Origin of the sequence: Kitasatospora sp. NPDC048715, assembly GCF_043198905.1 — a bacterium.
GTDB lineage: Bacteria > Actinomycetota > Actinomycetes > Streptomycetales > Streptomycetaceae > Kitasatospora > Kitasatospora lactacystinica.
Genome location: NZ_JBICVH010000019.1, coordinates 219809 through 235798, shown reverse-complemented (window position 1 = coordinate 235798; position 15990 = coordinate 219809). Strand labels below are relative to the sequence as shown.

At 76.4% G+C, this 15990-nt stretch carries 4 protein-coding genes; all 4 read right to left on the bottom strand.

Annotated elements, in window-relative coordinates; genetic code table 11:
- Positions 1-40 precede the first annotated feature (40 nt).
- A complete protein-coding gene (locus tag ACGFSC_RS32200; RefSeq protein ID WP_359911374.1) occupies positions 41-274 on the bottom strand; it encodes a hypothetical protein in 234 nt (77 codons plus the stop codon).
- 145 nt (positions 275-419) lie between these two features.
- Entirely contained in the window at positions 420-1268 is an 849-nt protein-coding gene (ddaH, locus tag ACGFSC_RS32195) for a dimethylargininase (RefSeq protein WP_359911371.1), read from the bottom strand.
- Positions 1269-1337: 69 nt separating this feature from the next.
- Positions 1338-2633: an MFS transporter gene (locus ACGFSC_RS32190; protein WP_359911369.1), complete on the bottom strand. Its 1296-nt coding sequence runs from the start codon at positions 2631-2633 to the stop codon at positions 1338-1340.
- 6 nt (positions 2634-2639) lie between these two features.
- Positions 2640-15980 carry an amino acid adenylation domain-containing protein gene (locus ACGFSC_RS32185; protein ID WP_392864333.1) on the bottom strand — a complete coding sequence of 4447 codons (13341 nt, stop codon included), beginning with the start codon at positions 15978-15980 and terminating at the stop codon, positions 2640-2642.
- Positions 15981-15990 lie beyond the last annotated feature (10 nt).

The following is a 15990-nucleotide window of genomic DNA, read 5'->3' as shown; positions in this document are numbered from 1 at the left end:
CGGCGCGCTCAGGAACCTGCGTGCACGGGGCCCGGCACGCTCAGGAACCGGTGCTGTTCCAGTCGCCGGTGCTGCCGTGCCCGGTGCTGGTCGGGGTCGGGGTGGGGACGGCCGTCGGCGTCGCGTCGCCGCTCACCACCGTCGCCGTCCCGGTGCCGGCCGACTCCGCCACGGCGACCGTGGCGGAGAGGCCCGCGCCCAGGGCGACGACCACCCCGAGGCCGACCGTGAACAGCCGCAGGCGGGTACGGGCGGTGGCCGGACGCTGCGTCATCTCTGGTGCTCCCTTGGGTCGCTTCCCCGGGGGGAAGGGGTTCCGTCGTGGTGTGGCACCAGTCTGGCCGGGGGCGGTCAACGGCCGATCTACAGCCGAGCACCGGTGGTCACCACTGATCACCGGTGCCCGGCCGAGCCGCTTCTCAGACCTCCGAACGGAACTCCGAACGAATCTCCGAACGGTTCTCCGAACGAATCTCCAGGGTGCAGCACTTCACGCTGCCGCCGCCCTTGAGCAGCTCGCTGAGGTCCATCCCGATCGGCCGGAAGCCGCGCTCGCGCAGCCGCGCGGCCAGGCCGACGGCCGCCTCCGGCAGCACCACGTGCAGGCCGTCGCTCACCGCGTTGAGGCCGAACACCGCCGCGTCCTCGCCGCCCACCAGCAGCGCGTCCGGGAACAGCCGCCGCAGGACGGCACGGCTGCCGGCCGAGAAGGCCTCCGGGTTGTACATGATCTCGTCGCCGTCGAGCACGGCGAGCGCGGTGTCCAGGTGGTAGTAGCGCGGGTCGACCAGCTCCAGCCCGATCACCGGCCGGCCGAAGAACTCCTGGGCCTCCGCGTGCCCGTCGGCCACGCTGCGAAAGCCCCGCCCGGCCAGCACGGAGCCCGCGGTCAGCAGCAGGTCCCCCTCGCCCTCGTTGACGTGCTCCGGATCGCGCGTCTCGTAGCCCCGGGCGCGGAACCACTCCAGGTAGGCCGGGCCCTCCGCGGCCCGCTCGGCGTTGCGGAAGCGCGCGCCGAGCACCTTGCCGTCCACCACGGTGGCGCCGTTGGCCGCGTAGACCATGTCGGGCAGGCCGGGCAGCGGGTCGATCAGGTCGACCCGGTGGCCGAGCTCGCCGTAGAGGGCGTACAGCCGCTCCCACTGGGCGACGGCGAGGTCGGTGTCCACGGGCTTGGCGGGGTCCATCCACGGGTTGATCGCGTAGCTGACCTCGAAGTGGGTCGGACGGCACATCAGGTAGTGGCGCGGGCGGGCGGTGCGGGTCATCGGGGCCTCCGGGTGAGGGCGGATCGGGAGGTGGCGCGAGGTGGCGCGGGATGGGGCGGGGCGGCGCGGTCAGGCGGCGGGGTCCGACGGCCGGGTCGGGAAGTCGCGCAGGCCGCGCAGCGGGCTGGCCAGCAGCACCCCGCCGGCCGAGAGCAGCACGCCCGCCATCAGCCAGATGGTGCCGCGGGCGCCGATCACCTCGCCGAGCCAGCCGCCGAGCAGGGCTCCCACCGGGATCGCGCTGTAGTTGAGGGTCGCGGAGCTGGCCCTGATCCGGCCGATCATCTCGGGCGGGCAGTAGGCCTGGGAGAAGCTGCCGGCCAGGACGTTGCCCGCCACCACGCCGCAGACCGCGACGGCCCAGGCGAGTGCGCTGACCACGAGCGGCAGCCGCTCGCCCGCCAGCGGCAGCAGCAGGATGAAGGGCGCGACCACCAGCTCGCAGACCAGCAGCCCGCGCGCGGTGCCCAGCCTGCGGGCGATCCGCCCGGCCAGCATCGCACCGGCCAGCCCGCCGACGCTCACCAGCGCGAACACCGCGCCCACCGCGCCCGGTTCGATCCCCACGCTGCGCACCAGGAAGACCGTCTGCACGGCCTGGATGCCGTTCAGTCCCAGGTTGCCGACCGCCGCGAAGCAGGCGAACGTGCGCAGGTAGGGATCGCGCAGCAGGAACCGGACGCCCTCGCCGATCTCGCGCGGGATGCCGCGCCGTTCGGACACCGGCGGGGGGCGCTCCTCCGTCCTGATCCGCCGCAGGCAGAACGCCGACACCAGGTAGGTGAGCGAGTCGGCGAGCATCCCGCTGGCGGCGCCGAAGGCCTGCGCGAGCAGACCGGCCGCGCCCGGGCCGGCGATCTCCGCCGCCGAGGCCCCGGAGCGCAGCTTGACGTTGGCCTCCAGCAGGTCGGCCTTCGCCACCAGGGTGGGCAGCACCGCCCCGTAGGCGGTGGAGAAGAACACCTTCACCGCCCCGGTCAGCAGGGCCACCACCACCAGCTGGGCGAGGGAGAGCGCCCCCAGCCACGCGGACACCGGGACGCTGGCGAAGAGGACGAGCAGCAGCAGGTCGCAGACCAGCATCACCCGCAGCCGGGGCCAGCGGTCCACCCAGGCTCCGGCCGGCAGGCCGAGGAACAGCCAGGGCAGCCAGGCGGCGGCGTTGATCACGCCCACCGCGAAGGGGCCGGCGCCCAGGGTGACCACGGCCACCAGGGACAGCGCCACGCTTCCGACGGCCGTGCCGAGGGTGCTGGTGGTCTCACCGATCCAGAGCCGGCGGAAGTCCCCCTGGGCCCACAGGCCCCACCGGCCGCGCGGCCGCTCCGGCCGCGCCGGTGATTCGATCGGGACGGTGGTGGTCATCGCGGGTCACGCTCCCGGCTTCTGGGTGTGCGGCTTCTCGGTGTGCGGCTTCTCGGTGTGCAGCTTCTCGGTCAGCACGGCGGCGATCCGTGCGAGGGGTTGCGGCCGGGTCAGCTCGCCGTGGGCGCAGGCCAGGCGGTGGCTCTCGATCCGGCCGTCCAGGTACGGCCGCCAGCTCTGCTCGTACGGCCAGTCGGCGGGCTTGCCGGTGGTCGCCCCGAAGAAGACGGCGTCCCCCCGGTAGCGGGCCGGCACGTGCTCGGCCATCAGCTTGCGGTGCCGGTCGAAGACCTCCGGCAGCACGGCCACGGCCTCCCCGAGCACGGCCCGCAGATCGGCGAGTCCCCGGCCGTCCGCCGGGTCGTGGCCGAGCGAGTGCAGCAACTCCGCGAGGGTGTCGGCGGTTTCGACGGGCGGGGCGTCGGCGGTGCGGACCGCCGGGGCGCCGTCGAGCAGGGCCAGCAGGCCGACCTCGGCGCCCTCGGCCCGCAGCCGCACGGCCATCTCCTGCGCGACCACCGCGCCGAAGGACCAGCCCAGCAGGTGGTACGGGCCGTCGGGACGCACCGCGCGGATCTGCCGCACGTAGTCCTCGGCGATCTCGGCGACGCTCGCCGGCGCGTCGCCGCGCAGGCCCCGGGCCTGGAGGCCGTACACCGGCTGCTCGGGGCCGAGGTGGCGCAGCAGCCCGGAGTAGACCCAGCTGATGCCGGCCGCCGGGTGGACGCAGAACAGCGGGGGCCGGTCGCCGCCGGCGCGCAGCGGCAGCAGGACGTCCAGCGCGTCGGGCGCCGGGCCGTGGCCGAGCCGTCGGGCGAGCCCGGCCACGGTGGGTGTCTCGAACAGCGCCCGCATGCCGGGGTCCGTGCCGAGGGCGCCGCGGACCTCGGCGAGCAGCTTCATGGCGAGCAGGGAGTGGCCGCCGAGGTCGAAGAAGTCGTCGTCGATGCCGACGGCCTCCAGGCCGAGCACCTCCGCGAACAGCCCGCACAGGATCGACTCCTGCGGCGTCCGGGCGGCGCGGCCGCCGGCGAGCTGCCCGAAGTCCGGTGCGGGCAGCGCCGTCCGGTCGAGCTTGCCGCTGCCGGTGAGCGGCAGCGCGGCCAGCGGGACGACGGCGGCGGGCAGCATGTAGCCGGGCAGGTGGCCGGCGGCGAAGGCGCGCAGTTCGGCGGGGTCGAGCGGGCCGTCGGCCACCACGTAGGCGACCAGGCGCAGTCCGTCCGCGGCGGGCAGCACGGCGGCGGCGCCGACCCGCGGGTGGAGCGTCAGCACGTGCTCGATCTCGCCGAGTTCGATCCGGAAGCCGCGGATCTTCACCTGGTGGTCGGTGCGGCCGAGGTACTCCAGCTCCCCGTCGCGGGTGCGGCGGGCCAGGTCCCCGGTGCGGTACATGCGCACGCCCGGTTCGAACGGGCAGGCGACGAAGCGTTCCGCCGTCAGGCCGGGGCGGCCCAGGTAGCCGCGGGCCAGGCCCGGGCCGGCCAGGTACAGCTCCCCGGGCACGCCCGCCGGGACGGGGTTGAGGTACTCGTCCAGGAGGTACGCCCGCACCCCGGCGACCGGGCCGCCGAGACCGGGGCGCTCCGCCCCGCCGAGCGGCCGGCCGAGGGCGTAGACGGTGGCCTCGGTCGGGCCGTACAGGTTGTAGGCGGTGGTGCCCGGCGCCGCGCGCAGGCTCGTCCAGAGCTGCTGGCCGACGGCCTCGCCGCCCAGCACCAGGACGGCCGGGGCGGCGCCCTCCAGCAGGCCCTCGGCGAGGAGCTGCTCGGCGTAGGACGGGGTGACGTCCATGGCGCCGATGCCCTCCGCGCGCACGTACCGCACCAGCGCGGCCGGGTCGCGGCGCAGTTCGTCGCCGATCAGGTGCAGCTCGTGCCCGGCGAACAGCCAGAGCAGGCTCTCCAGCGACCCGTCGAAGCAGAGCGAGGCGGTGAGCGCGACGCGCAGTCGGCCGTGCGCGGCCTCGGCGGCGGCGATCGGCCCGGCCCGGTGGACGGCCAGCAGGGCGGCGAGGCTGCTGTGCTGGACGACGACGCCCTTGGGGCGGCCGGTGGAGCCGGAGGTGTAGATCAGGTAGGCGGCGTGGCCGGCCGAGGCGCGCGGGGCCGGGTCGGTGTCCGGCCCGGTGGCCTCGGCGAGGGCCAGCACGGGGGTGCCGGCCAGCGCCTCGGGCCGGGGCCAGCCGTCGTCGGTGAGGACGAGGGCGGGGGCCGCGTCGGCGAGGGTGCGGGCGGTGCGGTCGGCCGGGTGGTCGGCGTCCAGCGGCAGGTAGGCGCCGCCGGCCTTGTGCACGGCGAGCATGGCGACCACCGTCTCCGCCGAGCGCGGCAGGGCGAGGGCGACCACGGACTCGGGTCCGATGCCCCGCCCGATCAGGTGGTGGGCGAGCCGGTTGGCGCGGGCGTTCAGCTCGGCGAAGGTCAGCCGGACCTCGCCGCAGACCAGCGCGACCGCCTCCGGGGTGCGGGCGGCCTGGGCCGCGAAGGCGGCCGGGACCAGCGGGAGTTCGTCCGGCAGGGCGGCGCCGGCCGCCGGGAGCGCGGCGCGCTCCTCGGCCGACAGCAGCTCGATCCGGCCGATCGGCAGCTCGGGCCGGGCGGCCACCGCCGCCAGCAGCCGGCCGAGGCGCACGGCGATCGCCTCGACGGTCTCCCGGTCGAAGAGGTCGGTGGCGAAGTCGATCGCGCACTCCAGGCCGGCGGGTGCGCCGTCCGCGTCGAAGGACTCGCCGAGGCCCACGCTCAGGTCGAACTTGGCGACCGTCCCGGCGGAGGACACCGCCGAGGCGTCCAGGCCGGCCGCGGCGAGCGGCGCCGAGTCGCCCCGGCCCTCCAGCAGCAGCATCACCTGGAAGAGCGGGTGACGGGCCAGCGAGCGGGCCGGGTTCAGCTCCTCCACCAGGCGTTCGAAGGGCACGTCCTGGTGGGCGTGGGCGTCGAGTTGGGTCTCCCGGACGCGGGCCAGCAGCTCGGTGAAGCTCGGATCGTCGGACGTGTCGGTGCGCAGGACCAGGGTGTTGACGAAGAAGCCGACCAGCTCGTCCAGCGCCTCGTCGCCGCGCCCGGCCACCACCGAGCCGATCGGGATGTCGGTGCCCGCGCCGAGGCGGGTGAGCAGCGCGGCGAGGGCCGCCTGCACCGTCATGAACATCGTCACCCGGTGCCGGCGCGACAACTCGCCGAGAGCGCGGTGGAGTTCCGCGCCGTACGGGACGACGACCCGCTCGCCGCGGTGCGAGGCGGCCGCGCGGCGCGGCCGGTCGACGGGCAGCGACAGCTCCTCGGGCAGGCCGGCCAGCGCCTCGCGCCAGTGGCCGAGCTGGCGGGCGAGCAGGCTCTCCCCGTCCTCCTCCCGGCCGAGCAGTTCGCGCTGCCAGAGCGCGTAGTCGGCGTACTGGACGGGCAGCGGCGCCCACTGCGGGGCCGCGCCGCCGGTGCGGGCCGCGTAGGCCGTGGCGAGGTCGCGCAGCAGCGGGCCCATCGACCAGCCGTCCCCGGCGATGTGGTGCAGGACGAGGGCGAGCAGGTGCTCCCCGGGCCCGGCCGGGATGACGTGGGCGCGGACGGGCAGGTCGGCGGCCAGGTCGAAGGGACGGTCCGTGCAGCTCGCCGGCTCGGTGCCGGGCGGCAGCAGCTCGACCCGGACGCGGGCCTGCTCGACGGGCAGGATCCGCTGGTAGGGGGTGCCGTCGAACTCCTCGATCAGGGTGCGCAGGCTCTCGTGCCGGGCGACCACGTCGCCGAGGGCGAGCTCCAGCGCGGCGGCGTCCAGCTCGCCCGCCACGCGCAGGACGAGCGGCAGGTTGTAGAGGGCGCTCGGGCCTTCCATCCGGTCGATGAGCCACAGGCGCTGCTGGGCGAAGGACAGCGGGACGCGCTCCGGGCGTTCGCCCGCCGCGCTCAGTGCCGGTCGCCGCGAGCCGGTGCCGAGGCGGGCGGCCAGCCCGGCCGCGCTCGGCGCCTCGAAGACGTCCCGGATCCCCAACTCGGCACCCAGCGCCGCCCGCACCCGGCTGAGCAGCTTGGTGGCGAGCAGCGAGTGGCCGCCCAGGTCGAAGAAGTCGTCGTCGATACCGACGCCCTCCAGGCCGAGCACCTCAGCGAACAGCCCGCACAGGATCTCCTCCTGCGGGGTGCGCGCCGCCCGGCCGGCCGACAGCGCCCCGAAGTCCGGTTCGGGCAGCGCCCGGTGGTCGACCTTGCCGCTGCCCGTCAGGGGCAGGGTGTCGAGCAGGACGACGGCGGCCGGCACCATGTAGCCGGGCAGCGCCCCGGCGGCGAAGCGCCGCAGTTCGACGGCGAGTTCGGGCGTCTCCCGGCCCGCCGCGCGGTGGCCCACCGCGCAGTGGGCGACCAGGCGCCGGTCGCCGGTGTCGCTCTCCCGGACGGTGACCACGGCCTGGCGGACGGCGGGGTGGCGGGCCAGCACCTGCTCGATCTCGCCGGGTTCGATCCGGAAGCCGCGGATCTTCACCTGGTGGTCGGTGCGGCCGAGGTACTCGAAGCCGCCGTCGCGGGTGCGGCGGGCCAGGTCCCCGGTGCGGTAGAGGCGCGCGCCCGGCTCGAAGGGGCAGGCGACGAAGCGTTCCGCCGTCATTCCCGGCCGCGCCAGGTAGCCGCGGGCCAGGCCGGCGCCCGCGAGGTACAGCTCCCCCGGCACCCCCACCGGGACGGGGTTGAGGTACTCGTCCAGGAGGTACGCCCGCACCCCGGCGATCGGGCCGCCGAGCCCGGGGCGCCGCGCCGCGTCGAACGGCTGGGTCAGCGCGTAGACGGTCGCCTCGGTCGGACCGTAGAAGTTGTGGCCGGCGGTGTCGGGGTGCTCCCGCAGCCGCTGCCACAGCGCCTGGCCGACGGCCTCGCCGCCGAGCAGCAGGAGGCGCGGCGCGGGTGCGTCCAGCAGCCCCTCCTCGATCAGCTGCTCGGTGTAGGACGGGGTGAGGTGCAGGGCGTCGATCCCGGCGGCGGCCGTGTGGCGGACCAGCGCCGCCGGGTCGCGGCGCAGCTCGTCGCCGATCAGGTGCAGCTCGTGCCCGGCGAACATCCAGAGCAGGGGCTCCAGGGAGGCGTCGAAGCAGAGCGAGGCGGTGAGCGCGATCCGCTGCCGGCCGTGGGCCTCCTCGGTGCCCCGGATCAGGGCGGCGCGGTGGGCGGCGAGCAGGGCGGCGACGGCGCCGTGCGGCACCACGACGCCCTTGGGGCGGCCGGTGGAGCCGGAGGTGTAGATGACGTAGGCGGCGTCGCCCGGGTCGAGGGCGCACCACCCCGGGTCGGGCGCGGCGCCCTCGGCGTCCTCGGCCGGCGGGGCGACGTCGGACGGCGGGGCGGCGTCCAGGACGGCCTGGCCGGCCAGCACCTCGGGCAGCGGCCAGCGGTCGTCGGTGAGGACGAGCGCCGGGCGGGCGTCGGCGAGCATGTGGGCGGTGCGCTCGGCCGGGTACTCGGCGTCCAGCGGCAGGTAGGCGCCGCCGGCCTTGTGCACGGCGAGCATGGCGACCACCGTCTCCGCCGAGCGCGGAAGGGCGAGGGCGACCACCGACTCCCGCCCGGCGCCCGCGGCCCGCAGGCGGTGGGCGAGCCGCTCGGCCCGGGTGTCCAGCTCGGCGAAGGTCAGCCGGACCTCGCCGCAGACCAGCGCGACGGCCTCCGGGGTGCGGGCGGCCTGGGCCGCGAAAGCGGCGGGCAGCAGCGGGAGTTCGTCCGGCAGGGCGGCGCCGGCCGCCGGGAGCGCGGCGCGCTCCTCGGCCGACAGCAGCTCGATCCGGCCGATCGGCAGCTCGGGCCGGGCGGCCACCGCCGCCAGCAGCCGGCCGAGGCGCACGGCGACGGCCTCGACGGTCTCCCGGTCGAAGAGGTCGGTGGCGTAGTCGAGGGCGCAGTCGATCCCGGCGGGCTCGCCGTCGGGGCCGAAGGACTCCTCGGCGATCAGGCTGAGGTCGAACTTGGCGGAGCCGTTGCCCGCCGCGAGCGGCTCGACGTGCAGGCCCGCCGTGGCCGGCTCGGCCCGCTCATTGCTCTGGAGCACCAGCATGATCTGGAACAGCGGGTGGCGGGCCAGCGAGCGGGCCGGCCTGAGCTCCTCCACCAGGCGCTCGAACGGCACGTCCTGGTGGGCGTAGGCGCCGAGGGCGGTCTCCCGGGCGCGGCCGAGCAGTTCGGCGAAGCTCGGGTTCCCGGACGTGTCGGTGCGCAGCACCAGGGTGTTGACGAAGAAGCCGACCAGCTCGTCCAGCGCCTCGTCGGAGCGCCCGGCCACCACCGAGCCGATCGGGACGTCGGTGCCCGCGCCGAGGCGGGTGAGCAGCGCGGCGAGGGCCGCCTGCACGGTCATGAACAGGGTGACCCGGTGGGCCCGGGAGAGGGCGACCAGTTCGCGGTGGCACTCGGCGTCCAGGGTGAGCGCCACCCGGTCGCCGCGGTGGGAGGCGACGGGCGGGCGGGGGCGGTCCAGCGGCAGCGTCGCCTCGTCCGGGAGGTCCGCCAGGGTCTCGCGCCAGTGGGCGAGCTGGCGGGCCGCCAGGCTCTCGGGGTCGCTCTCCTCGCCGAGCAGCTCGCGCTGCCAGAGCGCGTAGTCGGCGTACTGGACGGGCAGCGGCGCCCGGCCGGGGGCGGTGCCCTCGGTGCGGGCCGCGTAGGCGCCGGTGAGGTCGCGGACCAGCGGGCCGAGGGACCAGCCGTCGCTGGCGATGTGGTGCAGCGCCAGGACCAGCACGTGCTCCTCGGCCGCGACCCGCAGCAGGGCGGCGCGGACGGGGAGTTCGGTGCGCAGGTCGAAGGCGTGGCGGCACAGCCCGGCCACCGTGGCGGCCACCTCGTCGGCGGGGCAGTCCCGGGTGTCGAGCGGGACCACGGCCTCCCCGGCCGGAAGGACGCGCTGGTAGGGGGTGCCGTCGAACTCCTCGATCAGGGTGCGCAGGCTCTCGTGCCGGGCGACCACGTCGCCGAGGGCGAGCTCCAGCGCGGCGGCGTCCAGCTCCCCCGTCAGGCGCAGCGCCAGCGGCGCGTTGTAGAGGGCGCTCGGGCCTTCCATCCGGTCGATCAGCCACAGGCGCTGCTGGGCGAAGGACAGCGGGACGCGGTCGGGGCGCTCACGGCCCGTACCGAGCGCCGCCCGCTCGGAGCCGGCGCCCAGGCGGGCGGCCAGCCCGGCCGCGCTCGGCGCCTCGAAGACGTCCCGGATGCCCAACTCGGCACCCAGCGCCGCCCGCACCCGGCTGAGCAGCTTGGTGGCCAGCAGCGAGTGGCCGCCGAGGTCGAAGAAGTCGTCGTCGATACCGACGCCCTCCAGGCCGAGCACCTCCGCGAACAGCCCGCACAGGATCTCCTCCTGCGGGGTGCGCGCCGCACGACCGGCCGACAGCGCCCCGAAGTCCGGTGCCGGGAGGGCGGACCGGTCCAGCTTGCCGTTGGCGTTCAGCGGCAGCGCGTCCAGCGGCACGATCGCGGCCGGCAGCATGTAGCCGGGCAGCGTCCGGGCGGCGGTGGCGCGCAGCTCGGCCGGGTCGAGCGGGCCGTCGGCGACCACGTACGCGACCAGGCGCAGCCCGTCCCCGTCGGGCAGGACGGCCGCCTGGAGCACCCGCGGGTGGGCGGTCAGGGCGCGCTCGATCTCGCCCAGTTCGATCCGGAAGCCGCGGATCTTCACCTGGTGGTCGGTGCGGCCGAGGTACTCCAGCTCCCCGTCACGGGTGCGGCGCACCAGGTCCCCGGTGCGGTACATGCGCGCGCCCGGCTCGAACGGGCAGGCCACGAAGCGCTCCGCCGTCAGGCCCGGCCGCGCCAGGTAGCCGCGGGCCAGGCCGGCGCCCGCGAGGTACAGCTCCCCCGGCACCCCCGCCGGGACGGGGTTGAGGTACTCGTCGAGGACGTGGCAGCGGGTGCCGGCGACGGTGCGTCCGAGGACGGGCCGCCCGGTGGCCTCCAGCGGGTGGGTCAGGGCGTCGACGGTGCACTCGGTCGGGCCGTAGAGGTTGTGGGCGGCGGTGCCCGGGGCCTCGCGCAGCCGCGTCCAGAGCGCCTGGCCGACGGCCTCGCCGCCGAGCAGCACCAGGGCCGGCGCGGGCTCCTCCAGCAGGCCCTCCTCGATCAGCTGCTCGGCGTAGGAGGGCGTCACCTCCAGGACGCCGATGCCCTGCCGGCGCGTGTGGCGGACCAGGGCCCGGGCGTCGCGCCGCACGTCGCCGCCGATCAGGTGCAGCTCGTGGCCGGCGACCAGCCACAGCAGGCCGTCCCAGGAGGCGTCGAAGCAGAGCGAGGCGGTGAGCGCGACGCGCTGCCGGGCGACCCCGGCCATCACGCCCGCGCGGTGGGCGGCGAGCAGGGCGGCGATGCCGCCGTGCGGCACCACGACGCCCTTGGGGCGGCCGGTGGAGCCGGAGGTGAAGATGACGTAGGCGGCGTCGGCCGCCGTGGCCCGCGGGGCCGGGTCGGTCTGCGGGCCTTCCGCGCCCTCGGCGAGGTCGAGCGCGGGGTGCCCGTCGAGCACCTCGGGCAGCGGCCAGCGGTCGTCGGTGAGCACCAGCGCCGGGCGGGCCTCGGCCAGCATGTGCGCCGTCCGCTCGGCCGGGTACTCGGCGTCCAGCGGCAGGTGGGCGCCGCCGGCCTTGAGCACCGCGAGGACGGCCACCACCGTCTCGGCCGAGCGCGGCAGGGCCAGCGCCACCACGCGCTCGGGGCCGATGCCCCGGGCGATCAGCGCGTGGGCGAGCCGGTTGGCGCGGGCGTTCAGCTCGGCGAAGGTCAGCGAGAGCTCGCCGCAGACCAGGGCCACCGCGTCCGGGGTGGCCGCGGCCTGTGCCTCGAAGACGGCCGGCACCAGGGGCACCGTCGCGGGCGGCGGGGTGTGGTCGGCCGCCTCCGCGGCGCGCCGCCCGGCGGGCAGGACGTCCAGCTCGGCGACGGACCGCCGGGGGTCGGCGGCGACCTGGCGGAGGACCGACTCCAGGGCGGCGGCCAGCTGTTCGGCGCTCTCGCGGTCGAACAGGTCGGTGGCGTACTCCAGGACGCCGGCCAGCCCCGCGGCGGCGCCCTCGGCGCCCTGCCGCTCGACCAGGCGCAGGGTGAGGTCGAAGGTGGCCGTCCCGAAGTCGACCGGCTCCTCCGTCACCGTCACGCCGGGCAGGTCCGGGCCGTCCTCGGCGGCGCCCGCGAAGGCCAGCATCACCTGGAACAGCGGGTGGCAGGCGGTCGAGCGGGTCGGGTTCAGCTCCTCCACCAGGCGCTCGAAGGGCACGTCCTGGTGGGCGTGGGCGGCCAGGTCGCTCTCCCGGACCCTCGCCAGCAGCTCGGCGAAGCTCGGGCGGCCGGACAGGTCGGTGCGCAGCACCAGGGTGTTGGCGAAGAAGCCGACCAGCTCCTGCACGGCCTCGTCGAGGCGGCCGGCCAGCGGGGTGCCGATGGGCAGGTCGGTGCCCGCGCCGAAGCGGTGCAGCAGGGTGGCGTACGCGGCCCGCAGGACCATGAAGAGGGTCACGCCGTGCTCGGCGGCGAGCGCGGTGAGCCGGGCGTGCAGGTCGGCGTCGAACTCCAGCGGGACGACCGCGCCGCGGTGGGTGGCGACCGGCGGGCGGGGGCGGTCCAGCGGCAGCGGGAGTTCCTCGGGCGCGCCGGCCAGCGCCTCGCGCCAGTGGGCGAGCTGGCGGGAGAGCGGGCTCTCGGGGTCGTCCTCGTCGCCGAGCAGTTCGTGCTGCCAGAGCGCGTAGTCGGCGTACTGGACGGGCAGCGGCTCCCACGGCGGGGCGTCGCCGGCGAGGCGGGCCCGGTAGGCGTCGGTGAGGTCGCGGTAGAGCGGGCCCAGCGAGGCGCCGTCCCCGGCGATGTGGTGGACGACCAGGACCAGCACGTGCTCCTCGGCCCCCTCGGGCCGCAGGTAGGCGTGGACCGGGAGGTCGGTGGCGAGGTCGAAGGTGTGGCCGGCGAGTTCGTCGCTCGGGCGGTCGGTGACGGTGAGCAGGCCGGTCGCGGGGGCGTCGAGGACGCGCTGGTACGGGGTGCCGTCGTGCTCGCCGAAGACGGTGCGCAGGGCCTCGTGCCGGTGCACGACGTCGCCGAGGGCGGCCTCCAGGGCGGCGGGGTCGAGCGGGCCGCGCAGCCGCAGGGCGAGGGTGACGTTGTAGGTGGCCGAGGGGCCGTCGGCCCGGGCCAGGAACCAGAGCCGGCGCTGGGCGAAGGAGAGCGGCACCCGCTCGGGCCGGACGACGGGCCGCAGCGCCGGGCGGGCCGGGGCGGGGGTGCCGGTCGCGCGGTCGGCGAGCCGGTCGGCGAGCCCGGCGACGGTCGGGGCCTGGAAGAGGTCGCCGATGGCGAGTTCGACGCCGAGCTCGGTGCGGGCCCGGCCGACCAGGCGGGTGGCGAGCAGGGAGTGGCCGCCGAGGGCGAAGAAGTCGTCGTCGATGGTGATGTCGTCGATGCCGAGGAGTTCGCCGTAGAGCTCGCAGAGCACCCGTTCGCGCTCGTCGCGGGGGGCGCGCCCGGTGTCGTCGGCGGCGAGGTCGGGGGCGGGCAGGGCGCGGCGGTCGACCTTGCCGTTGGCGTTGAGCGGCAGCGCGTCCAGCAGGACGACCACGGCGGGGACCATGTAGCCGGGCAGCGCGGTGCCGGCGAAGGCGCGCAGCTCGGCCGGGGCGAGCGAGTCCTCGGCGGTGCAGTAGGCGACCAGCCGGGTGTCGCCGGGGCGGTCCTCGCGGGCGATCACGATGACCTGGCGGACGGCGGGGTGGCGGGACAGCGCCGCCTCGATCTCGCCGAGTTCGATCCGGAAGCCGCGCAGCTTGACCTGCCCGTCGATCCGGCCGAGGAACTCCACGGCGCCGTCGGCGCGCAGCCGCACCAGGTCCCCGGTGCGGTACATACGGCCGCCGGGCAGGTACGGGCAGGCGACGAAGCGTTCGGCGGTCAGGCCGGGACGGCCCAGGTAGCCGCGGGCCAGGCCGGCGCCGGCGAGGTACAGCTCGCCGGGGACGCCGGGCGGGACGGGGCGCAGCCGGGCGTCGAGGACGTAGCTGCGCATGTTGTCGAGCGGGCCGCCGATCGGCACCCGGGGGCCGTCGAGGTCGGCGGGGGCGAGCGGGTGGTGGGTGGCGAAGGTGGTGGTCTCGGTGGGGCCGTAGACGTGGGCGAGCAGCAGCCCGGGGCAGGCCTCCAGGACCCGGCGCAGCAGCACCCCGGAGGCGGCCTCGCCGCCGGTGCAGACGACGCGCAGGGCGGCGAAGGTCTCCGGGGCCTGTTCGGCGACGAGGTCGAACAGGGCCTTGGTGAGGAAGACGGCGGTGACGTCGTGGCGGGTGGTGACGGCGTGCAGGGCGGTGGCGTCGAGGGCGCCGGGCGGGGCGACCACGACGGTGCCGCCGGCCAGCAGCGGCGTCCAGATCTCATAGGTGGCGGCGTCGAAGGCGTGCGGGGAGTGCAGCAGGACGCGCTGGTGGCGGCCGTCCTGCCAGCGCCGGTCGGCGGCGAGGTCGAGCACGTCGCGGTGGCGCACGGCGACGCCCTTGGGGCGGCCGGTGGAGCCGGAGGTGTACATCGCGTAGGCGAGCTGGTCCGGGTGGACGGGCACGCCGGGGCGGTGGGCCGGGGCGCCGGCCTCGTCGCCGGGGCGGACCACGGCGGCGCCGTGCGGGAAGCCCGGGTCGGCGCGGTCGGTGAGCAGCACGGGGGCGCCGGTGTCGGCGAGCACGCCGGCCATCCGCTCGGGCGGCAGGCCGGGGTGCATGGGGACGTAGCAGCCGCCGGCCTTGAGGACGGCCAGGGTGGCGACGACGACGTCGGCGGAGCGCTCCATCAGCATCGCGACGGGGGTCTCGGGGCCGACGCCGAGGGCGGTGAGGTGGTGGGCGAGGCGGTTGGCGCGGGTGTCGAGTTCGGCGTAGGTCAGGGTGCCGCCGTCGTGGACGAGGGCGGTGGCGTGCGGGGTGCGGTCGGCCCGGCGCTCGAAGGACTCGACGAGGGTGCCGCTCCACCGGGGGGCGTCGGTGGCGTTCCATTCGACGAGGATGCGGGTGCGCTCCTCGGGGGCGAGCACGTCCAGGGTGGCGATGGGCGCGTGCGGGTCGGCGGCGGCGCCGGCCAGCAGCCTGCCGAGCCGGTCGGCGAGGGCGGTGACGGTGGCGCGGTCGTAGAGGTCGGCGGCGTACTCGATGGAGCCGGTGAGCCCGGCGGGGGCGCCGTCCGGGCCGTGCTGTTCGGCGATGCCGATGTTGAGGTCGAACTTGGCGACGCGCAGGCCGATCGGTTCCGGTGCGCTCTCCAGCCCGGGCAGGTCGGGTGCGGCGTCCTGCCCGTGGTTCTGCAGCACCAGCAGGGTCTGGAACAGCGGGTGGCGGCCGAGCGCGCGGGGCGGGTTGAGCTCCTCGACGAGGCGCTCGAAGGGGAGGTCCTGGTGGGCGAAGGCGTCGAGCTGGGCCTCCCGGACCCGGCCGAGCAGCTCGGCGAAGCTCGGGTCGCCGGACGTGTCGGCCCTCAGCACCAGGGAGTTGACGAAGAAGCCGACCAGGTCGTCCAGGGCCTCGTCGGCGCGCCCGGCGACGCCGGTGCCGAGCGGGATGTCGGTGCCGGCGCCGAGCCGGGTGAACAGGGCGGCCAGGCCGGCCTGGAGGACGGTGAACAGGGTGGTGCGGTGGGTGCGGGCGAGGGTGAGCAGGGCGGTGTGCAGGCCGGCGTCCCAGGCGAGGTCGACGGAGTCGGCGGCGCCGGTGGGGGCGGGCGGTCGGGGGCGGTCGGTCGGCAGCTCCAGTTCCTCCGGCAGGCCCGCCAACGCGGTCCGCCAGTAGTCGAGTTGACGGGCGAGCAGGCTCTCGGGGTCGCGCTCGTCGCCGAGCAGGTCGCGCTGCCAGAGCGCGTAGTCGGCGTACTGGATCGGCAGCGGATCCCACGACGGGGCGCCGCCGGCGAGGCGGGCCCGGTAGGCCTCGGCGAGGTCGCGCAGCAGGGGGCCGAGCGACCAGCCGTCGCCGGCGATGTGGTGGAGCACGACGAGCAGCACGTGCTCGGTCGGGGAGAGGGTGAACACCGTGACCCGGATGGGCAGTTCGCGGCTCAGGTCGAAGGTCTCGGCGGCGGCCGCGTCCCGGTGGGCGGGGTAGTCGGCCGGTGCGCGGTCCAGCACCAGGAAGCGCGGCCGCGCCTCCTCGGCGGGCAGGATCCGCTGCACCGGGACTCCCCCGACCACCGGGAACACCGTGCGGAGGGCCTCGTGCCGGGCGACCACGTCCGCCGTCGCGGCGCGCAGCGCGGCGGTGTCGAGCTCGCCGCGCAGGCGCAGGGCGAACGGCAGGTTGTACAGCGCGGTCGGCCCCTCGATCTGGTCGATCAGCCAGAGACGCTGTTGGGCGTACGAAACCGGGATCACGGTGCTTCCT

What these genes read in the sequence shown, in the direction of transcription:
- ACGFSC_RS32200 (WP_359911374.1), bottom strand. Translation starts at nt 274, where the DNA reads ATGACGCAGCGTCCGGCCACCGCCCGTACCCGCCTGCGGCTGTTCACG.
- ddaH (WP_359911371.1), bottom strand. Translation starts at nt 1,268, where the DNA reads ATGACCCGCACCGCCCGCCCGCGCCACTACCTGATGTGCCGTCCGACC.
- ACGFSC_RS32190 (WP_359911369.1), bottom strand. Translation starts at nt 2,633, where the DNA reads ATGACCACCACCGTCCCGATCGAATCACCGGCGCGGCCGGAGCGGCCG.